27 protein-coding genes are annotated in these 26,703 nt (G+C 59.7%); 3 read left to right on the plus strand and 24 right to left on the minus strand.

Annotated elements, in window-relative coordinates; all coding sequences use genetic code 11:
* Positions 1–47: 47 nt before the first annotated feature.
* From ACWFSR_RS07690 to ACWFSR_RS07770, 17 genes are all read right to left on the minus strand, one after another.
* Positions 48–926: an ABC transporter permease gene (locus tag ACWFSR_RS07690; protein WP_447522127.1), complete on the minus strand. Its 879-nt coding sequence runs from the start codon at positions 924–926 to the stop codon at positions 48–50.
* A complete protein-coding gene (locus tag ACWFSR_RS07695) occupies positions 889–1,929 on the minus strand; it encodes an aliphatic sulfonate ABC transporter substrate-binding protein (protein ID WP_447522128.1) in 1,041 nt (346 codons plus the stop codon). Before ACWFSR_RS07695 ends, ACWFSR_RS07690 begins: the two co-directional genes overlap by 38 nt.
* A 54-nt stretch (positions 1,930–1,983) precedes the next feature.
* Positions 1,984–2,796, minus strand: coding sequence for an ABC transporter ATP-binding protein (locus ACWFSR_RS07700; RefSeq protein ID WP_447522129.1), 813 nt, complete (start codon positions 2,794–2,796; stop codon positions 1,984–1,986).
* 91 nt (positions 2,797–2,887) lie between these two features.
* Positions 2,888–3,301 (minus strand): transcription antitermination factor NusB, encoded by a 414-nt coding sequence (gene nusB / locus ACWFSR_RS07705; protein ID WP_197105698.1) that lies wholly within the window; start codon positions 3,299–3,301, stop codon positions 2,888–2,890.
* Positions 3,302–3,865 carry an elongation factor P gene (gene efp / locus ACWFSR_RS07710; protein ID WP_197105699.1) on the minus strand — a complete coding sequence of 188 codons (564 nt, stop codon included), beginning with the start codon at positions 3,863–3,865 and terminating at the stop codon, positions 3,302–3,304.
* A 71-nt stretch (positions 3,866–3,936) separates the two neighbouring features.
* Positions 3,937–4,392, minus strand: a complete 456-nt coding sequence (locus ACWFSR_RS07715) for a type II 3-dehydroquinate dehydratase (RefSeq protein ID WP_197105700.1) — start codon at positions 4,390–4,392, stop codon at positions 3,937–3,939.
* A 26-nt stretch (positions 4,393–4,418) separates the two neighbouring features.
* Positions 4,419–5,495 carry a 3-dehydroquinate synthase gene (aroB, locus tag ACWFSR_RS07720; RefSeq protein ID WP_197105701.1) on the minus strand — a complete coding sequence of 359 codons (1,077 nt, stop codon included), beginning with the start codon at positions 5,493–5,495 and terminating at the stop codon, positions 4,419–4,421.
* A complete protein-coding gene (locus ACWFSR_RS07725; protein WP_447522130.1) occupies positions 5,492–6,001 on the minus strand; it encodes a shikimate kinase in 510 nt (169 codons plus the stop codon). Before ACWFSR_RS07725 ends, aroB begins: the two co-directional genes overlap by 4 nt.
* Positions 5,991–7,196 carry a chorismate synthase gene (gene aroC, locus ACWFSR_RS07730; protein ID WP_197109906.1) on the minus strand — a complete coding sequence of 402 codons (1,206 nt, stop codon included), beginning with the start codon at positions 7,194–7,196 and terminating at the stop codon, positions 5,991–5,993. Before aroC ends, ACWFSR_RS07725 begins: the two co-directional genes overlap by 11 nt.
* 45 nt (positions 7,197–7,241) lie before the next feature.
* The gene (locus ACWFSR_RS07735) at positions 7,242–8,126 is read right to left on the minus strand and encodes a shikimate dehydrogenase (protein WP_197109905.1); all 885 of its coding nucleotides are present in this window, start codon (positions 8,124–8,126) and stop codon (positions 7,242–7,244) included.
* Entirely contained in the window at positions 8,120–9,661 is a 1,542-nt protein-coding gene (mltG, locus tag ACWFSR_RS07740; protein WP_447522131.1) for an endolytic transglycosylase MltG, read from the minus strand. The genes ACWFSR_RS07735 and mltG overlap by 7 nt, the downstream gene beginning before the upstream one ends.
* Positions 9,662–9,664: 3 nt before the next feature.
* Positions 9,665–10,126: a Holliday junction resolvase RuvX gene (ruvX, locus tag ACWFSR_RS07745; RefSeq protein WP_447522132.1), complete on the minus strand. Its 462-nt coding sequence runs from the start codon at positions 10,124–10,126 to the stop codon at positions 9,665–9,667.
* A 3-nt stretch (positions 10,127–10,129) separates the two neighbouring features.
* Positions 10,130–12,784: an alanine--tRNA ligase gene (gene alaS / locus ACWFSR_RS07750; protein ID WP_197105706.1), complete on the minus strand. Its 2,655-nt coding sequence runs from the start codon at positions 12,782–12,784 to the stop codon at positions 10,130–10,132.
* 47 nt (positions 12,785–12,831) lie between these two features.
* On the minus strand, positions 12,832–13,059 hold the full coding sequence (locus ACWFSR_RS07755) for a hypothetical protein (protein ID WP_197105707.1): 228 nt from the start codon (positions 13,057–13,059) through the stop codon (positions 12,832–12,834).
* A gap of 59 nt (positions 13,060–13,118) precedes the next feature.
* The gene (locus ACWFSR_RS07760; protein WP_197105708.1) at positions 13,119–13,481 is read right to left on the minus strand and encodes a DUF948 domain-containing protein; all 363 of its coding nucleotides are present in this window, start codon (positions 13,479–13,481) and stop codon (positions 13,119–13,121) included.
* Between the two features lie 118 nt (positions 13,482–13,599).
* The gene (gene rpsD / locus ACWFSR_RS07765) at positions 13,600–14,229 is read right to left on the minus strand and encodes a 30S ribosomal protein S4 (RefSeq protein WP_010202678.1); all 630 of its coding nucleotides are present in this window, start codon (positions 14,227–14,229) and stop codon (positions 13,600–13,602) included.
* Positions 14,230–14,481: 252 nt separating this feature from the next.
* Entirely contained in the window at positions 14,482–15,813 is a 1,332-nt protein-coding gene (locus ACWFSR_RS07770) for a replication-associated recombination protein A (RefSeq protein WP_447522133.1), read from the minus strand.
* Positions 15,814–15,965: 152 nt separating this feature from the next.
* On the opposite strand from ACWFSR_RS07770, the gene ACWFSR_RS07775 reads away from it, so the two are divergent.
* The 3 genes from ACWFSR_RS07775 to ACWFSR_RS07785 all read left to right on the plus strand — a co-directional run bounded on the left by ACWFSR_RS07775 (position 15,966) and on the right by ACWFSR_RS07785 (position 18,728).
* On the plus strand, positions 15,966–16,760 hold the full coding sequence (locus ACWFSR_RS07775) for a peptidylprolyl isomerase (protein ID WP_447522134.1): 795 nt from the start codon (positions 15,966–15,968) through the stop codon (positions 16,758–16,760).
* A gap of 83 nt (positions 16,761–16,843) precedes the next feature.
* Positions 16,844–18,073, plus strand: a complete 1,230-nt coding sequence (locus ACWFSR_RS07780; protein ID WP_197105711.1) for a DUF349 domain-containing protein — start codon at positions 16,844–16,846, stop codon at positions 18,071–18,073.
* Between the two features lie 82 nt (positions 18,074–18,155).
* Entirely contained in the window at positions 18,156–18,728 is a 573-nt protein-coding gene (locus ACWFSR_RS07785) for a hypothetical protein (RefSeq protein WP_447522135.1), read from the plus strand.
* Here ACWFSR_RS07785 and ACWFSR_RS07790 read toward each other — a convergent pair.
* From ACWFSR_RS07790 to ruvC, 7 genes are all read right to left on the minus strand, one after another.
* A complete protein-coding gene (locus ACWFSR_RS07790; RefSeq protein WP_197105713.1) occupies positions 18,725–20,971 on the minus strand; it encodes a RelA/SpoT family protein in 2,247 nt (748 codons plus the stop codon). The two genes, ACWFSR_RS07785 and ACWFSR_RS07790, sit on opposite strands and share 4 nt — an antisense overlap.
* Positions 20,972–21,083: 112 nt before the next feature.
* On the minus strand, positions 21,084–22,100 hold the full coding sequence (secF, locus tag ACWFSR_RS07795; RefSeq protein WP_197105714.1) for a protein translocase subunit SecF: 1,017 nt from the start codon (positions 22,098–22,100) through the stop codon (positions 21,084–21,086).
* Positions 22,100–23,842 carry a protein translocase subunit SecD gene (gene secD, locus ACWFSR_RS07800; RefSeq protein ID WP_197105715.1) on the minus strand — a complete coding sequence of 581 codons (1,743 nt, stop codon included), beginning with the start codon at positions 23,840–23,842 and terminating at the stop codon, positions 22,100–22,102. The genes secF and secD overlap by 1 nt, the downstream gene beginning before the upstream one ends.
* A 109-nt stretch (positions 23,843–23,951) precedes the next feature.
* Positions 23,952–24,371, minus strand: a complete 420-nt coding sequence (locus ACWFSR_RS07805) for a preprotein translocase subunit YajC (protein WP_197105716.1) — start codon at positions 24,369–24,371, stop codon at positions 23,952–23,954.
* A 64-nt stretch (positions 24,372–24,435) separates the two neighbouring features.
* A complete protein-coding gene (ruvB, locus tag ACWFSR_RS07810) occupies positions 24,436–25,464 on the minus strand; it encodes a Holliday junction branch migration DNA helicase RuvB (protein WP_197105717.1) in 1,029 nt (342 codons plus the stop codon).
* On the minus strand, positions 25,464–26,081 hold the full coding sequence (gene ruvA / locus ACWFSR_RS07815) for a Holliday junction branch migration protein RuvA (protein WP_447522136.1): 618 nt from the start codon (positions 26,079–26,081) through the stop codon (positions 25,464–25,466). Before ruvA ends, ruvB begins: the two co-directional genes overlap by 1 nt.
* On the minus strand, positions 26,078–26,695 hold the full coding sequence (gene ruvC / locus ACWFSR_RS07820) for a crossover junction endodeoxyribonuclease RuvC (protein WP_374058847.1): 618 nt from the start codon (positions 26,693–26,695) through the stop codon (positions 26,078–26,080). The genes ruvA and ruvC overlap by 4 nt, the downstream gene beginning before the upstream one ends.
* Positions 26,696–26,703 lie beyond the last annotated feature (8 nt).

Raw genomic sequence — 26,703 nt, forward strand, 5'->3', positions numbered from 1 at the left:
ATTTAAAGGAAATCTGTTTCACCGACTATACCGCGCTCGCGGCAGCGTTACGACCCCCAACGCTTCAGTAAGAACCGTTCGAGTAAACCAACCGCTCCATCGGTTCCCTTGCCCAGAATGCCGAGCAGGATGATCGTGAGAAACAGTCGATCTATTCGGCCGTTATTTTGGGAATCCACGAGCAAGAACCCCAGCCCGAGCGAGGCGCCAAGCAACTCCCCCGCGACCAAGAAGAGCCACGCTTGGGCTAGCGCAAGGCGTAGCGATGAAATAACGGCGGGAACTACGGCGGGCAACTGCACGAGGCTCAGCAACGCCGGACCGGAGTAGCCGTAGCTGCGCCCCAGCTCCACAAGATGAGCATCCACATGCCGAAGGGCCGGGGCGACGGTCGTGTAGACCGGAAAGAACGCTCCGATAGCGACGAGAGCCACCTTCGAGTCTTCGTTGAGACCGAGGTAGAGCCCAAGAAGCGGTACCCAGGCCAGAGACGGCACGGCCCGCAATGCGCCCAGAGTCGGTGCGAAGAGTTCGGATGCCCGCGCCGAGAGCCCGACAATCGAAGCAAGCGCCAGTCCGACGATGGCCCCAATTCCAAACCCCAGCAGCACGCGCTGCGTGGAGATCGCGATGTGTTGGTAGAGCACTCCGCGCTCGTAGAGATCGACTCCCGCGGCCCACACGCTGAGCGGCGTCGGCAGCCGGTAGCTCGGAATCAACCCCGATGTCGCGATCGCTTGCCAAAGAACGATCACGGCGATGGGAATCACTGCGCCGAGGATGGCGGCCCGCACCCAACGGCGTCGCGGCCGTGGTAACGCCGACGCGACGGGCACCGGGGCACCCGCCGCGTCGTCGACCAGAGGCCGCTCGAGCACCGGCGTTCCGCTATTCACTGACACGACTCGGGTCCGCAGCGTCGACATACGTTGTTTCGAAGAGCGACGCGAGAGCGTCATCGATTTGCGACTGCTCCGCAACGGCACCTGAGTCAACGAAGATCGGGCCAATGACATTCAGAACGTCGAGCTGCTTCTGGCCGGGCGCGGGGTCGATCGCGAGATTCGTGCGCTCCAGCAGCACAGAGTTGGCAATGGGGAGATCGATGCCGGCGACATCCGCGAAGATCGCTGCAGCGTCATCCGGGCTATCGGCGGCCCACTGACGCGCCTTCTCATACGCATCAACGACGAGCTGCGCGAGGTCGGGTGATGTCTCGAGGAAGCTCTCTGTAGCGTTCAGGAAGCCATAGCTATTGAAATCAGGATTGTCGTAAACGATGCGCGAACCTGCGTTGACGACGGATGCGCTCATGAGTGGATCGAGCCCGGCCCACGCATCTACAGTTCCCGCTTCGAGCGCGGTCTTTCCATCAGCGTGCTGAAGCTGCGTGATCGTAACCTCGTCGAGGCCGATACCGGCCTCCGCAAGAGTCTGGAGCAGGAAGAAATAAGGGTCGGTTCCCGCATTAGCCGCAATGTTCTTGCCGCGAAGGTCGTCAGCCGACTGAATGTCCGAATCGGCGGCAACAACGATTGCCGACCAGTTGGGCTGCGAGTAGACATCAATCGTCTTGATTGGCGAACCATTGGCTCGCGCCAAGAGGGCAGCGGAACCAGCCGTTGACCCGACATCGAGTGAGCCGGAGCGAAGCGCATCGTTGGCTGCGGCGGAGCCTGATGACTGAATCCAGGTGACTTCAACGTCATCGCCAAGCGTCTCTTCTAGCCAGCCCTCTTCTTTGATGATGAGGCTGAGTGGGTTGTACGTTGCGAAGTCGACCGTGAGTTGGTCACTGCTCCATCCTGCGGTGGCGTCAGGGGCATCGGGCGAGAGCGACGAGCCTTCGCCTTCGACGCAGCCCGAGACGCCAAGAGCGAGAACAAGAACACCAGCAGCAACAGAAGCGATACGAGAACGGGGAGACATTGTTTCCTTCAGGGGAGAGAAATGAGAATGGATGGTGGAAATGGTCAGCGGACGCTAGCGCGCCGCGAGGTGATGGGTGGGAACGCCGAGCCCTTCGAGCAGTTCAGCCCGTAGTTCGGCAAGATCTCCGCTCCCCCGGTCGCGCGGGCGAACCCCTGGCACGACGACGGTGGAGCGGATGCTCGCCTGAGCGGCGTTGTCCTCGGCGTCAATTGCGCCAAGCAGAATCACGCGGTCGGCGAGATACAGGGCCTCATCGACGTCGTGAGTGACGATGACGATCGTCGCGGGCTCTGCGGCGTGGAGATCAAGGAGCAGGTCCTGCATTGACAGGCGAGTCAGAGCGTCGAGAGCACCAAACGGCTCATCGAGCAGAAGTACGCCAGGACGACGAGCCAATGCCCGCGCCAACGACACACGCTGGGCCATACCACCGGAGATTTCCCGGGGACGCAGATGGGCCGACGAGGAAAGTTTCACCAGCTCAAGCAGTGCGGCAACCCGGTCCCGATCGTCGTGGGCGCGCTTACCGCGCGGGAGCCCCACCTCGACGTTGCGGGTGATGGAGCGCCACGGAAGAAGGCGAGGTTCCTGGAAGGCGATCGCGGAGCGAGCATCCAGTCCAGTGACGGGAGTGCCTCCGATAGCGATTGAGCCACCGGTAGGGCTATCCAAGCCACCGATGTGGCGTAGCAGCGTTGATTTACCGCAACCAGACGGGCCAATCAGCGCGACAATCTCTCCTGCTGCGATCTCGAGTGAGAGTTCGCTCAAGACCACGCGGTCGCCAAAGCGGCGCGAAAGGTCGTGAATGGAGACAGACAGCGCATCGGCAGCCGTGCTGTCGCGAAGGGAGGAAGAACTCATCCCTGAACGCTAGGGCCGCACGAAAGCGCTGGCCAGCGAGGTCGTAACGTAGCGTCACGCACAGGCGTAACGCTACGTCACATAAGTCGAACTATTCGGTGCTGGCCGCGATGCGACCGAGCAAACCGTTGATGAATCCGGCGGAGTCTTCGGTGGAGTGCACTTTTGCTGATTCAACAGCCTCGGAGATCGCGACACCCGTCGGGACCTCGTCGTTGTACATGATCTCCCACAGACCAATGCGGAGCAGAGCACGGTCAACCGCAGGCATGCGGTTCAAAGGCCACCCCTGCGAATAAGTTTCGATGAGTTCATCGATCTCTTCACCGTGCTCGGTGATGCCCACGACGATGTCTTGGGCGTAAGCCCATGCTGTTGCACGGGCGGGTTCACTCATTGCGCGCGAAGATTCGGCCGCGAGAGCTGCGTTGATGCTCTCACCGCGGACATCCGCGCCGTACATGACGTCAAGCGCGCGCTTACGCGCCTTGCTGCGGGCCCCCATTTAGTCGTTCACGCGACCGAGGTAGCTGCCGTCACGAGTATCAACCTTGACGCGAGTGCCCTGTTCAACGAACAGCGGAACCTGAATCTGGTAACCGGTCTCCACGGTGGCGGGCTTGCTGCCACCGGTGGAACGGTCGCCCTGAAGGCCAGGCTCGGTGTACGTGATTTCGAGAACTACGGATGCCGGAAGCTCTACATAGAGCGGCTCACCGTTGTGCAGCGCGATAACGACATTCTGGTTTTCCAGCATGAAGTTCGCAGCATCGCCAACGGCAGTCTCGCTCAAGGTGATCTGGTCGTAGTCGCTCGTGTTCATGAACACGAAGTTTTCGAGATCCTTGTACAGGTACTGGAACTCGGAACGGTCAACGGTTTCGGTTTCGATCTTGGCGCCGGCGTTGAACGTGCGGTCTACGGTCTTACCCGAGCGAACGTTCTTCACCTTGGTGCGAACAAAAGCACCACCCTTGCCGGGTTTGACGTGTTGGAACTCGATAACGGTCCACAATCCACCGTCCATGTTGAGAACGACGCCGTTCCTGATGTCAGCGGTAGAGGCCATGCGTAAATCCGTTTCTGTTAACGAGCAAAAGCGCGATTGAGTCGACTAGCGACAAAAACCAACATTCGAGTCTAACTGAGTCGTCGAGCAACCGCGTCGAGGGCAAGAATATAGGACTCAAAACCAAAGCCGGCGATCACTCCGGTGGCAACTCCCGAGATCACGCTGGTGTGACGGAACTCTTCGCGAGTGTGTGGGTTCGTGATGTGGACCTCAACCAGAGGCAGTCCAGCGCCTGACACTTGAGCTGCAGCATCCCGAAGCGCATACGAATAGTGAGTGAACGCCGCGGGGTTCATGATGACGGGAGCACCGGCATCCACAGCTTCATGAAGCCAGGAAATGAGTTCCGTCTCGCTATCAGTCTGGCGAAAATCGAGAACAATGGATGCCGCGTTGGGCAACGTCTGCGCGTGAGCGTCAAGCTCGGCGCTCAAGTCGACGAGCGTTCCCCCGCCATAGACATCGGGTTCTCTGCTGCCGAGCCGACCGAGGTTGGGCCCGTTGAGCACGAATACTGTAGTCACCGCTCCACTCTAGCGAGGATGACCCGCTAGACCCCGACTTCTTGGTAGGCGGAGTAGAGCATGGCTTCGTCTGGACCATTGAGCATCGACGTATGACCAACGGAGTCGAGCACGACAAACCGAATCATGCCGGCGCGCGCCTTCTTGTCACGCTGCATCGTGGCGAGCAGCGTGTTCCAGCGGCCGAGCGGGTAGTCGATGGGAAGACTCAGCGACTGCAGGATGCTGCGGTGACGGTCCACCACGTCTGAACTCAACGAACCCGCAAGATGCGCAAGCTCGGCAGCGAACACCATTCCGACCGACACTGCGGCACCGTGGCGCCAGCGGTAGCGTTCGGCATGCTCGATTGCATGGCCAAGAGTGTGGCCGTAGTTGAGCGTCTCGCGCAGGCCCTTCTCCATAAAGTCTTCGCCAACGACCCGAGCCTTGAGCGCGATCGAGAGCTCAACGACACGACGGAACGACTCCGAATGCGGATCAGTCACAGCATCCACATCGGCTTCGATCAGGTCGAGGATCTCGGGCTCACCGATGAAGCCACACTTCACGATTTCCGCGAAGCCAGCCAAAACCTCATTGCGAGGAAGATCGTCAAGAACATCGAGGTCGGCAACAACCGCGCTCGGCGCATAAAAAGCGCCCACGAGGTTCTTGCCCTCAGCGGTGTTGATACCCGTCTTACCACCGACGGCAGCATCAACCATTCCGGCGACGCTCGTCGGGCACTGAATAAGCTTCACGCCGCGCAACCACGTCGCCGCGACAAAGCCCGCGAGGTCGGTTGATGCCCCGCCGCCGAACCCGATGACGGCGTCCGTGCGCGTGAAATCGGTCTGGCCCATGATCTGCCAGCAGAATGCGGCAACTTCGATTCGCTTCGCATCTTCGGCATCCGGAACCTCAGCAAGAAGCACTTCGTACTTCTCCGAGAGCGAGTCGCGCAGCGCGTTTGCACGCGCGCCAAGCGTCGCCGGGTGGATGATGAGCACCTTCGCGACGCGGGTACCAAGCTGTTCCGCAAGTTTCGGCAACAAACCGTGGCCGACGAGAACGTCGTAAGGATTGGTCCCGGCGACCGGGATGATCGTGGTTTCAGTCATTGTTGTTGGGTTCCCAACCAGTCGGCGATCTCGCGCGCAACTTTTTCCATTGGCTTCAGTGAGGTATCGATCGTGAGCGACGAAAGCTCGTCGTAAATGGGGCGGCGAGCGTCAACGAGTTTCTCCCACTCGTCCGCGTTCTTTGCCAGAGGGCGCTTGCTGCCGGCGATTCGAAGCCGAGCCGCAGCTTTTGACATGGTCAGTTGGACAACACGGTGCGAAGCGAGGTCAGCCTGCGTGTCGAGATTAAGCACTGCTCCCCCGCCCAGGGTTACGACAGCAGATTCAAGCAGCGCATTGGCGACCGCTTCACGCTCTCGTTCCCGAAAGTATTCTTCGCCGAACTCAGCGAAAAGCTCCGGAATCGGTCCGTGGGATGCCACTACTACTTTGTCGGTATCGATAAGCGGGGCATCCAGAATCTTCGCCAGCTTCTTGCCTGCGCGCGTCTTACCTGAGCCTGGTGCGCCGATGATGACGACGAGCGCACCGCTGTCATTCAGCACGCGAAGCCCGTGTGGTGTTGAGCGATTCTGGGATCGATGCGAGGTACGAGTCGAGGTTGCGCTTGGTCTCACCAAGCGAGTCGCCCCCAAACTTCTCGAGTACTGAGTTAGCGAGCGTCAACGCGACCATCGCTTCAGCAACAACGCCGGCTGCTGGCACGGCGCACACGTCTGAACGTTGATGATGAGCAACGGCGGCTTCACCGGTCGCAACATCGACGGTGCGCAGAGCGCGAGGCACGGTGGAGATCGGCTTCATCGCTGCGCGCACTCGCAAAACGGTGCCGGTTGTCATGCCGCCTTCGATACCGCCAGCGCGGTCGCTCAAGCGTGAGATGCCATCCGTGTCTTGCACGAGTTCGTCATGAGCAACAGAACCGCGACGAACAGCGGTTTCGAAGCCATCGCCGACTTCGACACCCTTAATAGCTTGGATACCCATGAGCGCGGCAGAGAGCTGAGCGTCGAGTCGACGATCCCAATGTGTGTACGAACCGAGCCCGGGCGGAAGACCATAGGCGAGAACTTCGACTACTCCGCCAAGAGTGTCGCCGTCCTCGTGAGCCTGATCGACTTCGGCGACCATGCGCTCAGAGGTAGCGGGGTCGAAGCAGCGCAGCAGATCAGCATCGAGCGTCGCGACGTCGTCTGGCGCAGGGAGCGCGCTTCCCTCGGGCGAACGAACGGTGCCGATCGACAGGGTGTGACTGACCAAACGGATGCCGAGCCCGCCCAAGAAGGCACGAGCGATCGCTCCGAGCGCCACCCGAGCTGCAGTCTCGCGGGCGCTGGCCCGTTCGAGAACATTGCGGGACTCGGCGAAGTCGTATTTCTGCATACCGACGAGGTCGGCGTGCCCCGGGCGAGGGCGCGTGAGAGCGGCACCGCGACCCTTCGGCAGGGTTTCGGGATCGACGGGAACGGGGCTCATTACATCCACCCAGCGAGGCCACTCAGTGTTGCCGATCCGCAGCGCAATGGGGCTTCCCATCGTTGCGCCAAAACGAATTCCGCCACTGAGGGTCAGCTCGTCCTGCTCGAACTTCATGCGAGCACCCCGGCCGTAGCCGAGCGTGCGACGCACAAGATCCGCCTGAATCTGCTCAGGAGAAATGGGGACGCCCGACGGCATCCCCTCAAGGATCGCGACCAATTCTGGGCCGTGAGATTCACCGGCCGTTAACCATCGAAGCATGCGTCAATCCTCCCACATGAGCGGGTGACACTTTCGCGCCGTCAGTTACGGATGGTTGTGCCCCTCGGGCTGCTCAATTGAAGCGCGCATCGCGTCGATTGCGTCTGCCTCATGAGGCAGTGGCACGTCGGAGGTACCGGCGGCAAAGATGCGCACTTGTGCGATCGCCTGATTAATCAAGAGATCATGCCCCGAGATTACGGTGCCGCCCGCTTCGAACCAGCTCGTTGCAATATCACTCGGCCACGGGTCGTAGGCGACATCAAAGAGCACCGAGGTGGTGCGCACAGCTTCGGCGAAACGGAGATCCATTGCGCCTCCCGGAACCGTCGTAATGATGACGTCGGGCGTCGTGGTCGCAGTGGCCGCTTCTTGCCATTGCCGCAGCGTGACGGTGGCGCCAAGAGACTCGCCGAGCTTCTTCAACGGCTCCGCCTTCGAAGGAGTGCGTGCAAAAATCTCGATACTCTGAGCGCCCATGCGAATGGATGCCACGAGAAGTGAGGCTGCAGTGGCCCCTGCTCCCAAAATCCACACGGAATCTAAGTTCGACAGGCCCGCGTCGAGAAAACTGCGCATCGCGCCTTCGACATCCGTGTTGTACCCGCGAAGGCGCCCTTCGCTCACTACGACAGTGTTCGCTCCGCCGACGAGCTCAACGAGCGGATCCGCCCAATCGAGCAAGGGCACTACGTCCCGCTTGAGGGGCATCGTAAGAGAGAGACCTCGCCAACGCCGGTCGAGCGCGCCTAAGAACGCAGGAAGGGACTCCCCCGTCAGTTCAACGGCGTCATATTCCCAGTCGAACCCGAGCGTCTCATACGCCGCGCGATGAATTGTGGGGCTCAAGGAGTGCGTAATCGGTGACCCGAGTACCGCGAGCTTCGAACGATCGGATGCCTCGGCCGGCACCTCAGAATTCTCTAGCAATAGCTCCCATTTTCGTCACTCGCTGCGCACCAGTCGCGCAATTGCTGTGCCGCTGCTTCGTGGTCGTCAACGTTGGTCGTGAAGACTGTTTCGCCCGTGGCCAGGTTGATCGGCACGAAGAAGAGCCAGTCTCCCTCTGCAGGGTTCAGCGCCGCATCAATCGCCAGTTCGCCTGGCAGGCCGATGGGGCCGACCGGCAAGCCGGGGTTCGCGTACGTGTTGTAGGGGTTGCTCGCATCCGCACGTTCGGCATCCGTCGTCCACACCGTGTGTAGGTTGCCGGTGCCATAGGCGACGGTGGCGTCAGACTGCAGCAACATGTCCTGGTCGAGCCGGTTGTAGAAGACGCGCGCGATCTTGTAGAAGTCGTCCGTGTTGGGTCCGGCTTCGCGTTGCACGAGCGCCGCCATCGTCAGAATCCGGTAGCGGTCTTCGACAGCAACGCCAGCGGCATCCAACTTCTCGTACATCGTGTTGACCATCAGGTCGAGCACGGCGTACGGATCCTGGTTGCCATCAAGTTCATACGTCGCGGGGAATAGATACCCCTCGAGACTCACCGCTTCCGACGGAAGCCCGAAGTGCTCAAGGTCTTCGGATGCCGCTTGCAGATCTGCCAAGGCAATACCGGTCGTTTCAGAAATGATCTCAAGCGCATTCGGCAGCGTGGTGCCCTCAGTGATGAGAAGCCTGTCCGTCACGATATTCTCGGGATCGAGCAGTGCGTCGAGAGCTGATTGCGCGCTCATCTCCTTTTGGAGCGAGTAGTTTCCGGGAAAGAACGCTGGGTCGCTTTCTTGTGCCAAGAGGAGGTCATAGAACGCGTCAAAGCTCATCGTGACGCCGGCAACATTCAGGCTGCGAGCGATGTCCGAGCCGATATCGCCCGAATTAACTGTGACGATAACCTCTTCGCCGTTGCCCGAACCCTCAAAGTCATTGGGAATTTCCCAGCCCATCACTTCGCGAATTTTGTCTTCGTAGTTGACCCAGGCGTACGCAGCGACTCCAGCGCCGAGGAGGGCGATGATGAGCAGTGGAAGCCCGATGATGAGCCCCCACCGACGCTTCTTGCGACCGGGCGCTCCTCCATCGCCATCGCCCTGCGCGGGCATCGTCGCCCCGGGCACTGCGGCGGCATCATTGCCTGACTCTGCCGTTCCGGCGGTCAGTTGTTCAAAGGTGGCGAAAGCATCGGCTTCTCGGGCCGCCTGTGTCACAGCGGGAAGGTGCGGATCGCCGCCCCGCCGGGCAGCCGCGGCCTCTTGCGCCGCCCGAGCCTCGCGACGGGTCATGGGCTGACCACTCGCCGCCGGTGGCGTTGAACCCAAGACAGGGTTCGCTGGGATCGCGGGGTTCGCGGGGTCAGCGGGGTTTGCGGGGTTCGCCGGCTCGGCGGGGGTGCCGCTGTCAGCTGGCTGGCCCGACTCCGCGGAACGATCCGTCCCGTGCGCGGCAGCCTCGCGCGCTGACTTAGGAGCACTCTCGGCGGGTTGCTCGCCGAAAATGTCTTCCCAGTTGGGTTCGTCAGCCATAATTCAGGATCCTTGCGTCGGGTCCACGAGCTCTCCGGGCGGGCGGGCCGCCGAGCGCTCGAAGTCGAGGGCATGTTGCAAAATTATAACGGCGGCAACCTGATCGACCACCGACCGTGAATTCTTCGTGGTTCGACCGGATGCACGCAAAGCGGATTGCGCCGTCATCGTCGTCATCCGCTCATCCACCAGTCGCACGGGCAGCGACGACTTGTTAGCGAGTTGCTGAGCGAACTCTCGCGCATCGCCCGTCGACGCGGTGTCGCGACCAGAGAGCGCAATCGGAAGCCCGACAACGAACTCGACAGCGTCATACTCTTCCGCAAGCGAGAGAATACGCTTCACGCTCTTCTGGGCTCGCTGCACAGTCTCGACCGGTGTTGCCAGCATCCCGTGAGGGTCGCTGCGAGCGACCCCGACGCGGACCTTGCCGACATCTACGCCGATTCTGGTTCCCGAACGCATCGGTTACGCCGACAGTCTCGACAGAATGAGAGCGAGGGCATCCGGAATAGCCGCGGGGTGTGCACCGCCACCTTGAGCAATATCTGGCTTTCCACCCCCGCCACCGCCGAGCACGCCAGCAGCAGCCTTGGCCAGTTCGCCCGCCTTGAAGCCGTGCGCCCGTGAGGCCTCGTTGGTTGCGACGATCACAGCAGGCTTGTCACCGATGGTGGCCGCGAGGGCGACTACTGCCGACTCTGCACCCAACCGTTCGCGCACCGACTGAACAAGACCGCGCAGATCGTCGGTCGAAGCCAACTCGCCAACATTCTCAATGACAGCAGTCACAGATCCGGCAACACGAGCGGTCTCCACGAGCGCAGGAACACGCTGCGACAGCTGACCGGCCTCCAGCTGAGCAATTTTGCGCTCAGCCGCTTTCAGATTGGCCAGCAGTTCGGCGATACGGTCAGGAAGCTGTTCGCGCGGAGTCTTCAGATTCGTCGTCAGTTCAGACACGATCGCGCGTTCCGTCGCGAAGTTGCGGAATGCATTGAGCCCTACGAGAGATTCGATTCGCCGGTTGGCCGAACCAACGGACGACTCCCCTACCAGCGAGATCAGTCCGATTTCGGATGACCGTGCAACGTGGGTTCCTGCACAGAGTTCGAGCGACCAGGGTCCGCCGATTTCGACAACGCGCACTGTGTCGCCGTACTTCTCTCCGAACAGCGCCATAGCGCCGAGCCCCTTGGCATCGTCCAAGGCCATGATGCGCGTCGAGACCTCGAGGTTGTCGCGCACTGCAGTGTTGGCAACCTCTTCGATCTCGGTCTTCGTCTCAACCGACAGCGCTTGCGACCAAGAGAAGTCAAGGCGCATATAGCCGGCCTTGTTGTAGGAACCAGACTGGTGAGCGTCATCGCCCAAGATCTGACGCAATGCTGCGTGGATGACGTGGGTAGCCGAGTGAGCTTGAGTCGCCCCGCGACGCCATTCAGCGTCAACAAGCGCAGAAGCAGGATCTCCGACTCCGACCTCGCCGGCTGTGACGGTGACCTTGTGACTGATGAGGCCCTTAACCGGGCGCTGCACATCGAGAACTTCAAGGTGGAAACTGGCGCCCACGATGGCACCGGCATCCGCTTCTTGTCCACCAGACTCGGCGTACAACGAAGTCTCGGCAAGGATGACTTCAGCCGTCTGCCCGGTCGTGGCCCGGCTCACTGAGACGCCGTCAACGATGATGCCGATCACGCTGGACTCGGTTTCCAGGGTGTCGTAGCCGGTGAACGTCGTTTCGCCGAGAGCACGGAACGCACCGTAAACAGAAAGGTCTGCCAAGAACTGCTTCTTTGAGCCGGCATCCGCCTTTGCGCGATCACGCTGCTGCTTCATCAGGGTGTCGAAAGCATCGCGATTGACGCTCAACCCCGCTTCAGCAGCCATCTCCAGAGTGAGGTCGATGGGGAATCCGAAGGTGTCATGCAACAAGAATGCGGTGTCGCTCGGCAGCTCAGTCGCGCCTGACTTCTTCGTGTTCTCTACTGCAGTGTCGAGAATTGTGGTGCCGCTCGCGAGGGTGCGCATGAAGACGTCTTCTTCAGCGAGCACGATCCGCGAGATGCGATCGTAGTCTTTCTCCACCTCGGGATACGCCGCCTTCATGGCATCGCGGGATGCCGGGAAGAGCTCTGCGAACGTGGTGCCTTCAACGCCCAACAGTCGCATCGCGCGCACGGTGCGACGGAGCAGACGACGCAGCACATAGCCGCGGCCTTCGTTGCCGGGAGTCACGCCATCCGAGATCAGCATGAGGCTCGAACGCACGTGGTCAGCGACTACACGCAGCCGAACATCAGCTTCGTGGTCGGCGCCGTAAGTGCGACCGGCGAGCTCCGCCGCCTTGTCAAGGACAGGGCGAACCTGGTCGATCTCGTACATGTTCTCGACGCCCTGCTTGAGGAACGCGACGCGCTCAAGCCCCATACCAGTGTCGATATTTTGCTTCGGAAGTTCACCAAGGATCGAGAAGTCTTTGCCCTTGCCCTCGCCACGCAAGTACTGCATGAAGACGAGGTTCCAGATTTCGACGTAACGGTCGTCATCGGTGGCGGGGCCACCATCTGCACCATAAGCGGGGCCACGGTCGAAGAAGATCTCCGAACACGGTCCAGCTGGCCCCGGCTGCCCGGTCGACCAATAGTTGCTGTCCATGCCGAGTCGCTGGATGCGCTCATCCGGCAGTCCTGCTGTCTCTTTCCAGAATGCAACAGCGTCGTCGTCATCTTCGTACACGGTGACCCAGAGGTCATCAGGTCGAAAACCGAGTCCGCCCTCATCTTCTGGCAGCGTCAGGAATTCCCATGCGAACTGGATAGCTTCCTTCTTGAAATAATCTCCGAACGAGAAGTTGCCATTCATCTGGAAGAACGTGCCGTGGCGTGGCGTCTTGCCGACCTCTTCGATGTCGAGGGTACGGATGCACTTCTGCACGCTGGTAGCACGGTCGTACGGAGCCGGGACCAGCCCAGTCAGATAGGGGACGAACGGAACCATTCCGGCGACAGTAAAGAGCAGTGTCGGATCATCACTGACAAGCGATGCGGATGGAACGATCGTGTGGCCACGCTCACCAAAATAGGTCAGCCAACGTTTTTGGATTTCTGCGGTTTGCATGGGGATCCCCGGGAACTCAATGATGCGGCCCAAGGGCCCTGATGGTCTTACTTAGAACGCTGAGAGAAGTCAGCTACTGCTTCTTCGACATCCGCTACGGCGTCACGAAGCTCTGCTTCGCGTTCGCGATAGCCATCGACAACAGCACTCGTGAACTCACGTGCTTTGCTGTCAACGTCGGAGAAAAACTGCTTTCCCTCTGGCGTTTTTGCGACTTGGTGTGCTGCCACGAACCCAACGGCAATTCCAACGACGAAAAGGACTGCGCCTTTCATGATTTCTCCTTCAGATTGGGGGTAACACGAACCGTATTAGCTTAGGCGGTTTCGACGCCTCAGCGACGGCGCTTGGGGCGAAGGCTCAGGACAGCGGCCCGAACTCCGGCGCTGAAGCCTGCGATCTTAATCAACGGGCCGCCAACGGTGGCCGCGCCGAGGGCGACGAGGGCAGAAATGTTGCCCGTCGTTTCTTCCACATTGCGAGTGATGGCGTCCACGCGCGCGATTTGACGGTTAGTTTCCGAAATCGTTGTCGTGGCTTCCGTCAGCATGGGATCGAGGTTATCGCTCACCCCACGGATGGCGGTGCTGGTTTCGTCAAAGACCTTCCCCAGCTTGAGAAGAGGAACAGCGAGCAATGCCACCAGCACTGCGAACACTCCGGCTGCAATGAGCCCTGCGATATCTCCACCAGTCATGGCTACTCCCGTCAATCTGAAGAAAAGGTACAAGTACACGCTATTCGACAATCGTGCCGAACTCCGCCGTAAACCAAGAAAGGGCCGGAGCAAAAGCTCCGGCCCTTTCTTTCAGTAGTTAGCGTGCTGCGTAGTACTCAACAACGAGCTGAACTTCACAGGTCACGGGAACCTCGGCGCGCTTGGGGCGACGTACGAGACGTGCCTGCAGCTTGTCGATTTCAACTTCGAGGTAACCAGGAGTCTTAGGAAGAACATCCACGTGTCCGCCAGCTGCGGCGACCTGGAAGATTTCCATGCCTTCGCTGCGAGCCTTGACGTGCATGAGCTGTCCCGGCTTAACGCGGAACGAGGGACGGTCGACGAGCTGGCCATCAACCAAGATGTGGCGGTGAACGATCATCTGACGAGCCTGTGCGGTCGTGCGAGCGATTGCCGAACGAACGAGCAGAGCGTCGAGACGCATTTCGAGCTGCTCAACCAGGTTCTCACCGGTCAGACCAGCGGTCTTGCGAGCTTCCTCGAACTGAATCTTCAGCTGAGCTTCACGAATGCCGTACTGGGCACGCAGACGCTGCTTCTCGCGAAGACGAACAGCATAGTCACTGTCCTGCTTGCGCTTGGTGCGGCCGTGCTCACCGGGAGCATAGGGGCGCTTTTCGAGGTACTTGGCAGCCTTCGGCGTGAGGGCAATGCCCAACGCGCGCGACAGGCGAGTCTTGCTACGGGTACGTGACTTAGTAGACACAGGATCCTTTTCGATTGATTCAAGTAAGAACAATCTGGCGATCACTCGCACGCGAACGCGCGTACACAACACACCAGACGAAGTAGAGGGATGACCCTAGGGAACCTGGTCGGCTACAGACCGGTGTTCCGCGATATTCGATTTCATTGCAGCCGCGCGCCGAAACCGTATCGTTGGGACGTGTAACTCTATCACGGCAGCACCCTGCAGGCCACGACTCGCCACACCGAGCCAGAGAGCGAGTTGAGGCAGCTATTCGCCGCGAATAATCTCTCGCAGTTTCGCGAGACGGGCAGACACTTCGCGCTCGTTGCCGTTGTTCGTCGGAGTGTAATACTCGGTGCCTTTCAAGACATCGGGAAGGTACTCCTGCTTCACCACTCCAAACTCAGAATCGTGAGAGTAGCGATACCCCTTTCCGTGGCCGAGACGTTTGGCACCCGGATAGTGAGCATCGCGAAGCGGCTTGGGCACCCGGCCAATCTTGCCTGCACGCACATCGGCTATCGCGGCATCCAAAGCGGAATAGGCAGCATTCGATTTCGGGGCTGTCGCCAGATAAACAACAGCTTCGGCCAGCGGGATGCGGCCTTCGGGCATTCCGATGAGCTGCACCGCATCGGCGGCCGCTACGGCAATGACGAGCGCTTGAGGGTCGGCAACACCCACGTCTTCCGCTGCGCTAATAATCACGCGCCGCGCAATGAAACGGGGATCCTCCCCCGCTTCGATCATGCGTGCCAAGTAATGGAGCGCGGCATCAACGTCAGAACCACGCACAGACTTAATGAAGGCGCTGATCACGTCGTAGTGTTCATCACCGTTTCTGTCGTAACGCAATAGGGCGCGATCAACAGCATTCGCGACATGTTCTGCCTTCACTAGCGCTGGAGTTGCTGCGTCTTCGTCATTCGATGCAGAAACAGCGGAGGCTTCGAGCGCAGTCAGCACCCGGCGCGCATCTCCGGATGACAGTCGGATGAGGAGTGCGCGCGCTTCAGGCTCCAGCACCACCGCATCCCGAAGCCCTCGGGGGTCTGAGACCGCGCGATCGACCAAGTCCCCCAGATCGTTGTCGTCAAGCGGGTTGAGCGTCAGCAACAGGGACCGCGACAATAGCGGTGAAATCACGGAGAACGACGGATTCTCTGTCGTCGCCGCAATCAGAATGACCCAGCCGTTTTCTACCCCAGGAAGCAACGCATCCTGTTGTGCCTTAGTGAAACGGTGAATCTCATCGAGGAACAGAACCGTAGACACACCATAAAGATCGCGGGCAGTCAGCGCCTCTTCCATGGTCTGACGCACATCCTTCACGCCGGCGGTGACCGCAGAAAGCTCTACAAACTTTCGTTGAGACCCCCGTGCGATCGCCTTAGCGATTGTGGTCTTACCGGTGCCAGGCGGGCCCCACAAAATAATGGATGCCGAACCATGGCTGCCTTCGGCATCGTTTGCGAGGCTCATCAGCGGCGACCCGCGCTGCAGCAAATGTTTTTGACCGACGATCTCGTCGAGAGTCAGCGGCCGCATGCGCACGGCAAGAGGTGTTGCTCCGCTGTGCAGAGTTGCGGAAGCATCCATAGCTCAATCGTAATCGCCCGCACTGACCGTCGGCACAGTGCACCTTCATTACGTTCGGGCGTCGTGGCGTTTGGTTGAGATTCCCGGGAGACCGTAAGGTTCATTGTGGCGTTCCTACGACAGCGGCGACGTCCGCGATTCTTCAAGGAGTAATGGTGGCATCCAGCAAGAAGCATTCCCGCGAGCAACGAGAAGCTCGGGAACGACTGCGCCTCTACACTGCGCGTGCGTCAGTGCATGAACAGACCGTGGCTCGCCGCAAGCGTGACAACGTTCTCGCCGTGGGCGTCGGTCTTGTCATCATCGCGCTCGTAGCTACGGCTCAGGTCTTCTACTTCTCGGCAGGGCCGGGAACTCCAGAGCCTGCGCCGTCCTTCACTCCGGAGGCCGAAGCCACCGAACCCGGCAATGTCGGGGATGTTCCGGATCTTGCTCTCGCCGAAGCCCGCACGTGGTCTGGGGAACTTACTCTCAACGATGTCGCACTCGGCATTGAGCTCGACGGCGCAGCGGCACCACAAGCCGTGGCTTCTCTGGTCGACTCCGCGGCATCCGAATACTACGTTGGCACCGTCTGCCACCGGCTGGTCGTCACCGATAACGCAGGATTGATTCAGTGCGGTTCGCTGGACGGCACCGGCGCGAGCGACCCCGACTATGCCTACGGCCCCGTTGAAAACTCCGGAGTCGGCGGCTTCTACCCCGCAGGCACCATCGCGATGGCACGAACGGGCGACAACGCTTTCTCGAATGGCCGTCAATTCTTCATCGTCTTTGACGATGCGATCATTCCTGATGACACGGCCGGCGGCTACAGCATCGTCGGTCAGGTCACCTCTGGACTCGACGCTCTCCAATCGGAGATCGTCGCTGGCGGCATCGTTGGCGATGCCCAAGATGGGGCCCTGGTGACTGCCACAAGCATCACGGGCTTCACGATCCAATAACAGCGTCAGCGACCGTGAGTACGGTTGTCCTAAGCTTGGGTAACCCGGCAGCAACTTCCGGCATAAGCAGCAAGGTGAAGTAATTGGCTACAGAGAACCAGAACGAGTGGGGCCGCGTCGACGAGACAGGCACCGTATTCGTCCGCGAGGCGGACGGCGAACGTGCCGTCGGCCAGTACCCTGACGGAACTCCCGAAGAGGCATTGGCCTACTTCACCCGCAAGTATCACGAACTTGCTGGGCAAGTGACGTTGCTTGAACAGCGGGTCAAGAACGGCGCTCCCGCCTCTGACGTTGCGAAGGCTGTTACAGCACTCAACGAGTCGATTGCCACAGCGAACGCTGTCGGCGACCTCGCAGCACTGCTTACGCGAGTGCAGGCGCTTGGCGGTTCCGTATCGAAGCTCACAGAACAGCAAAGCGAAGAAGCGAAAGCTGCACTCACGGAGGCAATTGCTGCCCGCAACGCACTCGTTGTTGAGGCAGAGACGCTCGCTGCTGGCGATCCGGCCAAAGCGCAGTGGAAGCAAGTCACGGCTCAGATGGACGACATCTTTGCGCGCTGGAAAGCCCATCAGACTGACGGTCCTCGCCTTCCCAAGAGCGAAGCGAACGAATTGTGGAAGCGATTCCGTGCGGCGCGCAGCACAATCGACACCCACCGCCGTGCCTTCTTCGCCGAACTAGATTCCGCGCACAAGAAGGCGCGCGCAGACAAGCAAGCTCTTGTCGACGAAGCAGAGGCTCTTGCCGCGCAGGGTGCCGAGGGCATCCACACCTACCGTCGATTGCTCGATAGCTGGAAGGCCGCTGGCCGCGCGGGCAAGAAGTTTGACGACGCTCTCTGGGCGAAGTTCAAGCAGGCCGGCGACGTGCTCTACGCCGCTAAGTCAGAAGTTGATGCTCACGACAACGTCGAGTTCACCGCAAACTGGGAGTTGAAGAAAGCGCTGCTCGACGAAGCCGAGCCGCTGCTCACTGCAACTGATCGTGCGCAAGCCAAGAAGGCTCTTTTTTCGATTCAGAAGCGCTGGGATGAGATTGGCAAAGTTCCCCGCGACAAGATCAAGACCGCTGAGGAACGCCTCCGCAAGGTCGAGACTGCCGTGCGCAAGCTCGACGAGGACCACTGGCACAAGAACAACCCTGAGCGTCAAGAACGCTCAGAAGGCTTCCTAGGTCAACTCAACGAAGCGATCGCAAAGCTTGAGGCAGAACTGGCGGAAGCCCAGGCCACGGGCAATGCAAAGAAGATCGCCTCAGCCCAAGATGCGCTCGATGCCCGCAAGGCATGGTTGGGCGCTCTCAAGTAGGTCGTTGTCCACAGGTGATTAGTTCTCCACTGAATCGCTGATGTTGTCTTCGTGCGGTTGCTCGCGACCGCACGATAGACGCATGACACCACGACTCCCCCCAGTGCTCAGCGCGATCGATTTGCCGCTAGCGGAACTCCAATGCGCCGCACTCGACGGTGAACTGTTCGCTCTTGACCAGTGCTTCTGCCCGATCGATGAATTCGACACCATTCATTTACGCGCCCGTGCGCTCGGCGTCGTCTTGGATGCCCGCATAATTGCCGAACGGATGACAGCCGCCTGGGTGTGGGGCGCTGCCCTCAATCCCCCGGCTCGCCACCAGTTGTGCGTAGCCATTGGCGCCCGAACGCGACCACATCCAAGCCTGAATGCGGTGCTCCGGGAAGTCGTCATCACCGATGATGACATCGACACGGTGTCGGGCGTTAGCGTCACGTCTCGATTGCGCACGGTTTTTGACCTCGTCCGCTTTAGCGACCCATTTGGAGCCCGAGAAGAGGCTGCAGTCAGAGTGCTCATGGCCGAGGGCAAACTCGACTACGGTCAGTGCGTCGATTCGCTCAACGCGCGCCGAAACTTGCCACAAAAGCGAATCGCCCTCGCGCGCTTAGCAGCGCTACAGTCTCCCGCAGCGCTCACCTCTGCCAGCTAGCCGCTATTGACCCGATAGACGTCGTAGACAGCGTCTACGCGCCGTACGGCGTTGAGCACACGGTCGAGGTGAGTCGTGTCGCCCATCTCAAAAACAAACTTGCTAATCGCGAGGCGCGCAGTCGACGTGTTGACGGTAGCCGAAAGTATGTTGACATGGGTCTCACTGAGCACCTTGGTGATGTCAGAGAGCAGTCCAGCACGGTCGAGAGCTTCAACCTGGATTTGAACGAGGAACAAACTCTTAGACGTAGGAGCCCACTCCACTTCGATCATGCGCTCGGGCTCATCGAGAAGCGACTGCACGTTCTTGCAATCAGCGCGGTGAACCGAAACGCCAGCTCCACGAGTAACGAAGCCGACGACGTCATCGCCGGGAACGGGAGTACAGCAGCGTGCAAGCTTCACCAGAATATCCGGCGCGCCTCGCACTAGGATGCCTGAGTCTGAATGCTTGTAGGGACGCAGTTTGCCCGCAGCAGGGAAGGTGAGCTCGCCGTCGTCTTCTTCGGTTCCAGCGCTCAGAGAGCCAACAAGCTTCTCAATCACTGACTGAGTGGAAATGTGCCCTTCGCCAACAGCCGCATAGAGCGCGGATACGTCTTCGTAGCGCATGTTCGCAGCGAGCTCGGCAAAAGACTCTTGGCTCATGAGTTTTTGAAGGGGCATGTTCTGCTTGCGCATCGCTCGAGCAATGGCATCTTTGCCTTGCTCGATGGCCTCGTCTCGGCGTTCTTTTGTGAACCAGGCACGGATCTTGTTGCGCGCTCGCGTGCTCTTGACGAACCCAAGCCAGTCCTGGCTCGGTGCCGCATCGGGACTCTTCGATGTGAAGACTTCGACGGAGTCCCCGCTGTTGAGTACCGTCTCAAGCGGAACCAGACGGGCATTGACCTTGGCGCCCATGGTGCGGTGACCGATTTCCGTATGCACTGCGTAGGCAAAGTCGACAGGGGTAGCGCCAGCAGGCAGGCCGATTACCTTGCCCTGAGGAGTGAAGACGTACACCTCTTTCGCGCCAATTTCGAAGCGCAGCGACTCGAGGAACTCACTGGGATCAGAGGTCTCTGCCTGCCAGTCAGTGATGTGGGCTAACCACGCCATGTCATTGTCTGCCGGGCCTGACTCAATCGCCTTACCAGCGGCACGGTCCTTGTACTTCCAGTGTGCAGCAACACCAAACTCAGCACGGTGGTGCATCTCGTTCGTTCGAATTTGGATCTCGACGGCACGACCATCAGGTCCGATGACTGTGGTGTGAAGTGACTGATACAGGTTGAACTTGGGAGTTGCGATGTAATCCTTGAAGCGACCAGGAATCGGATTCCAGCGAGCGTGGATCGATCCGAGCACGGCGTAGCAATCGCGTACCGAGTTTACGAGCACGCGAATACCGACCAGATCATAAATCTCGTCGAACTCCCGACCCCGCAGAATCATCTTCTGATAGATCGAGTAATACTGCTTGGGCCTGCCGGCGACGGTTCCCTTGATCCGCGACGTTCTGAGGTCGTCTTTCACCGACGCGATAACCTGCTTGACAAATTCGTCACGTTGCGGGGTTCGCTTTGAGACCAGGCTTTCGATCTCGACATAGATCTTCGGGTGCAACACCGCGAACGACAGATCTTCAAGCTCGGTCTTCATCGCCTGAATACCGAGCCTGTGGGCGAGAGGAGCGTAAATTTCCAGGGTCTCCTGCGCCTTGCGCGAGGCAGACTCCCGAGGAACAAAGCCCCACGTACGGGCGTTGTGGAGGCGGTCAGCAAGCTTGATTACCAGCACGCGAATGTCTTTCGACATCGCGACGATCATCTTGCGAACTGTTTCCGCCTGAGCGCTGTCGCCGTATTTCACCTTGTCGAGCTTGGTGACGCCGTCGACGAGCATGGCGATCTCATCGCCGAACTCGAGGCGAAGCTCGTCGAGAGAATAGGCGGTGTCTTCTACCGTGTCATGCAGCAGCGCCGCGGCAATCGTCTTCTCACCGATGCCGAGCTCCGCAAGAATCTGCGCAACGGCAATCGGGTGAGTGATGTACGGCTCACCGCTCTTGCGCTTCTGGCCGTCGTGCGCCCGAAATGCTGCGGCATACGCGCGCTCGATCAGAGCAAGGTTTGCCTTGGGGTGACTCGCCTTGACGGTGCGCAGAAGCTTCTCGACCGAACCCGCCGGTTGAGCTCGCGAAAACAGACGCGGAAGAAGCGCGCGAAAAGAAGCTGATGACTGCTGCGAATCGCTCATTCCGCTCCCTCCTAGATCGATTCTAGGACGCGTTCGAGAGCAAGAAGTTCACGACCGCAACCAACCAGCGTTTTTGCTTGCGCACGAACAACCGTTCGTGCGCCCACAGTGGCTACTTGCCGCCCTTGTCTGCAGCGCGGGCAGCGGTCAGTCGCTTGGTGCGGCTAAGGATCGCTGGCTCGTTCTGGCGGAACTGGGCATAGAGCGGAGCAGCGATAAAGATCGTGGAATATGTGCCGACGACAATACCGATGAACAACGCCAGAGCGATGTCGCGCAGTGTTCCTGCGCCAAGCACGTAAGCACCGATGAACAGGATGGCAGCGACGGGCAGAGCCGCGACGACACCGGTATTGATCGAACGAACGAGAGTCTGGTTCACCGCGAGGTTCACTGATTCCGCGAACGTGCGACGCGATTCAGAGCCGTCTTCCGACGTGTTCTCTCGAATCTTGTCGAACACAACGACCGTGTCATACAGCGAGAAACCTAGGATCGTCAGGAATCCGATCACCGCCGATGGAGTGATTTCGAAACCGAAGACTCCGTATACACCAGCGGTGATCACGATGTCGTGGAGCAATGCGATCATTGCGGCGATCGACATCTTCCAGGTACGGAAGTAAATTGCCATCATGATCGCGGCGAGGGCGATGAAGACGATGAGTGCACGAAGGGCTGAACTCGTGATGTCGGCGCCCCACGAGGGGCCAACGAAGGATGCCGCCACTAGGTCATTTTCGACATCGAACGCGTTAGCAAGAGCGTCACGCACGGCGTTGGACTCGTCGGTCTCAAGCTGCTCCGTCTGAATACGGAGCGAGTTCGTCCCGACGACGGTGACCTTGGGATCAGCTTCCGCTACAACATCGATAACAGTGTCTGTGGCCAGCGTCTGGGCCTCAGCGTTAACATCTGGGTCCGAAAGCTGCTCAACCGAGTCAATTTGGAACTGTGATCCACCGGTGAACTCGATGCCGAAGACATATCCGCCACGCAGCGCCGGTACGACGATGGAAACGGCGAGCAATACCGCGGCCAGCGTGTACCAAACTTTGCGGCGGCCGATGAAGTTGATCGATACGTCGCCGGTGTAGAGGTCGTTGCCGAACTTAGAGAAGCTAGCCATCAGGAGTCCTTTCCATCTGAACTGGCATCAGAGGCAGTACCTGCCAGCTCAGCAGCTTTACGTTCAGCAATAGTCTGTCGACGCGCAGCTTCGCGGCTTGCGCCTGTCTTGTTCTTCGAGGGGGCCGGAGTGCGGAACTGTGCTCGTCCGCGATAGATCGCACCGAGCGCATTGGGGTCGAGTCCGCTCAAACGGTGACCACTCGAGAAGAACCGGGTGGTTGCGAGCAATTGAAGAACCGGGTGGGTGAACAGCACCACAACGAGTACGTCAATTACCGTCGTAATTCCCAGCGTGAGTGCGAAGCCTCGAACGTTGCCCACGGCAAGAACGAAGAGCACAACCGCAGAGAGCAGGTTGACAGCCTTGGCGGCAAAGATCGTGCGCAATGCGCGCTTCCAGCCGGCCTCTACCGCACCAGTGAGTGAACGTCCGTCACGGAGCTCATCGCGAATCCGCTCGAAGTAGACGATGAACGAGTCCGCTGTGAAACCAATAGCCACGATGAGACCCGCAACGCCAGCGAGTGAGAGGCGATAGCCATGACGCCACGACAGGTACGCGATGACCAAGTACGTGAGTACGCCGGCGACAATAAGCGATGCAACCGTCACCAAACCGAGAAGTCGATATTGGAAGAGTGAGTAGATAACAACGAGCAGAAGACCGATTAGCCCAGCGATCAATCCGGAGTTCAACTGGTTGCTACCCAGAGTTGCGGAAATATTCTCGCTGCTCTGAACTTCGAACCCGATCGGCAGTGCACCGAACTTGAGCTGGTCAGCCAGAATCTCAGCAGTCTCTTGAGTGAAGCTGCCCGAAATCTGCGGGTTTCCACCGGTGATGACACCCTGCGTAGTCGGGGCCGATATCACTTGACCATCGAGAACGATGCCGAACCGGTTGCGCGGGTCGGTCTCATCGAAACCGAAGAGGCGAGTCGTCATTTCAGCGACATCCGCAGTTCCTTCAGCGTTGAACGTCGGGAAGACGCCCCACTGGCCAGTGCTGATGCCCTGCGAGCTCGTGACAAGTCCGCTCGAGGCGTCGGTGATCGTGCTTCCTTCGACTTCGACCGGGCCGAGGATGTACTTGTACAGCCCATCGGAATCACACGTGATGAGGGCTTCGCCCGCCGGCGCGACGCTGAAGTTATCCAGCGAAGCGCAGTCAAAGTTAGTGAATTCATCGAACAACGCCTCAGTAATCCAATTGAGGTCGCTGGCATCGGTAGGTGCTGCCGTTGGGGTCGTCGCGAGCGTCGGCTCAGGAGTCGGCGTCGCAGTTTCACCATCAGGTGTAGCGGTGTCGGTAGGCTCCGGAGTTTCGGTCGCCGTCGACGTTGCCGCAACATCCGTGTACAGAACCGGACGGAACTCGAGCTTTGCCGACGATTGGATGCGCTTCAGCGTCTCTTCGTCAGGAACGCCTGGGATCGAGACCACTACGTTGCTAGCACCTTGAGTGGTGACCTCTGCCTCGGCAACACCACTGGCGTCGACCCGATCACGAATGATCGACACAGCCTGTGTCAGCTGCTCGCCAGTGACCGTCTGACCACTCTCGAGCTGAGGAGCGAGAACGATTTGCGTTCCGCCCTCAAGGTCAAGCGCAAGTTTCGGGGCCCAGGAGGCCGCACCGAACATGGAGCCAGCACCGATCAAAACGGCGAGCCCCACCGTGAGTGCTGTGAGCCAGACGATGGCTCGCCACGCGTTTTTCACAGGGGTTGTTCTTGCCACCTATTTGACTCAGCTTTCTTGACAGAGCAGTGCAGGATCGCACGCCGTTGGACAGTCGCCCCCGGGGAGGACGACTCTCAACACTAGTGGGTTACTGGAACTCGTTCTTCTACTTAGACGACTTGTCGTCTTTAGAGTCGGAAAGCTCGCCGAACTCCGGGTCAGTCTCGGACACAGCAGCTTCGCCAGCGGCTTCGCGCTCTGCTGCTTCGCGGTTAGCGATTTCCATCGCTTCTTCAACCGAACGAGGTGAACCATCTTCGACGGCGTCTTCAGCGACAACCTTCGCAAGAGTCTGGCTGTGGACCTTGACGATAACGCCCTTGCTGATTTCGATCTCAGCTTCGTTCTTGACAGTGTCCATCGTGATGAGAGTTCCGAAGAGACCGAAGTTGGTCATGACCTCGACGCCAGGAATCATCTGCTCACGCAGTTCTTCCATCTGAGCTTTGCGCTTACGGCTGTTGCGGAACATGAAGAAGATGAGCACGCCGAGGATGGCGAGCATCGCAATAGAAAGAGGATCCATGAGGTACCTTTCGGTGGTCTGTGGGCCTGGCGCTCAAGCTGATGCGCGTGTTAAGCCAGTAAAACTATAGTTCATCGCTGAACAGCGACGAATTCCTGTCAGCCATTCCAAAATGTTCCCACGCCGCGCGCGTTGCCACTCGGCCTCGCGGGGTGCGAGACAACAAGCCGATCCGAACGAGGAATGGCTCGACAACGGATTCGACTGTCTCCGCTTCTTCACCGACAGAGACAGCCAACGTGCTGAGACCGACTGGTCCCCCGTCGAAACGGCTGAGGACCGTGTGCATGACGGCGCGGTCAAGGCGATCGAGACCACGTTCGTCAACGTCGTAGAGTTCGAGCGCCGCACGGACCGCATCCGTGCTGGCGGGAATACCGTTAACAAGCGCGTAGTCGCGAACCCGGCGTAGCAAACGATTGGCGATTCGAGGTGTGCCGCGACAGCGCCCGGCGATCTCTGCAATCGCCTCTTTGTCGATATCCAGCTCCAACATCGTCGCAGCTCGAGCCAGCACTCGCTCAAGTTCGCCCTCGTCATAAAACTCGAGGTGGGCTGTAAAACCGAAACGGTCGCGCAACGGGTTCGGCAAAAGGCCCGAACGCGTCGTGGCACCGACCAGAGTAAAGGGCGCGATATCGAGCGGGATGGATGTGGCTCCCGCTCCCTTGCCCACCATGATGTCGATGCGGAAGTCTTCCATCGCGAGGTAGAGCATCTCCTCTGCGGAGCGTGCCATGCGGTGGATCTCGTCAATGAACAGTACTTCGCCGGGAAGCAACGACGACAGTACCGCCGCCAAGTCACCAGCATGTTGAATAGCCGGGCCACTTGACATGCGCAACGGGCGATCACTCTCGTGAGCGACGATCATGGCCAATGTGGTCTTGCCGAGCCCAGGAGGACCGGCGAGAAGAATATGGTCTGCCGTGCGATTCTGCATCGCAGCCGCCCGCAAGAGCAACTGCAGCTGACCGCGGACCTTCGTTTGGCCGACAAACTCGTCGAGAGATTTCGGGCGGAGGGCACCCTCGAACGCAAGTTCGGCATCCGACTCGACGCCTGAAGTCACGACGTCATCGTTCTCCGCCATCAGAGACCCGCCTTGCCGGTCTGCGAGCCAACAAGCAGCAGGGCGCGGCGCAGAATGGCCTGCACATCACTCTGCTCCGACTCGTCGGCATCCTGAACCGCGCGTTCAGCTGCGGGTTGAGCGAGCTTCTCGGCCCAGCCCAAGCCTTGAAGGGCCAATGACACTTGTTCGGACACAGACGTAGAGCGCGGTGCTGCAGCGGTGGGCCGATGCGCAGAAACAATGAGCTTGCCGGCAAGGTTCAACACGATGAGCTTGGCAGTCTTGGGGCCGATACCCGATACCTTGCGGAACGCGGAGTCGTTTTCTTCAGCGACAGCTCGCGCGACATCGTCAGGGGTCAGAGCGGCGAGAACACCCATCGCGCTCTTCGGCCCCACACCGGTGACGCCGCGCAATAAGTTGAACACGTCTAACTCGTCGGTGGTGCGGAAACCATAGAGCGCTAGATCGTCTTCCCGCACAATCAGCGCTGTATTGAGTTGGGCTTCAGCGCCCACCCGCACGGACAGGGCATGTTCGGGAGTCACGCTCACACTCAGGCCAACTCCCCCGACCTCAACAACCAGCGAAGTTCCGACCGCGGCGAGAACGGTGCCACGAAGGGAAGAAATCATAGGTTCAGCCTACGAGCACCCGCTGACTTCTCTGCTGACCGCCACGCCTCCTGAGCAGGGGTGAGCCCGGTTGAGCGTGACGATTCCGCTGGTGCGCCTGCCGCTCCGCTTCGTGCTGCGACGGGTGCTGCTGTGAATCCGGGGCCACTCTTCCAGGCACCGCAGATCGCCAACGCACACGCATCAGCGGCATCCGCTGGCTTGGGTGCTTCAGCGAGACCGAGCACGCGCGCCACCATGGCGCCCACTTGCTTCTTCTCCGCACCGCCATAGCCCGTAATGGCAAGCTTCACTTCGGTAGGTGTATGCAACGTCACCGGGATGCCGTGACGTGCGGCGACATACATCGCGACGCCACTGGCCTGGGCCGTGCCCATCACCGTGCTCACATTGTTTTGGGCGAAGACTCGCTCAAGCGCGAGCTGCTGTGGAGCGAACTCGGCAATGATGGCGTCAATACCGTCACCAATCTCGCGCAACCGCTCTTCCAATGCCATTGCTGGCGGAGTGCGGACTACACCGACGTACACCAAAGTCGCACGACGATTGGGCGCAACATCGACCACACCGATGCCGCACCGCGTGAGCCCGGGATCGATCCCGATCACACGCAGCGTCATCG

The sequence above is a fragment of the Salinibacterium sp. NYA9b genome (genome assembly GCF_976973725.1).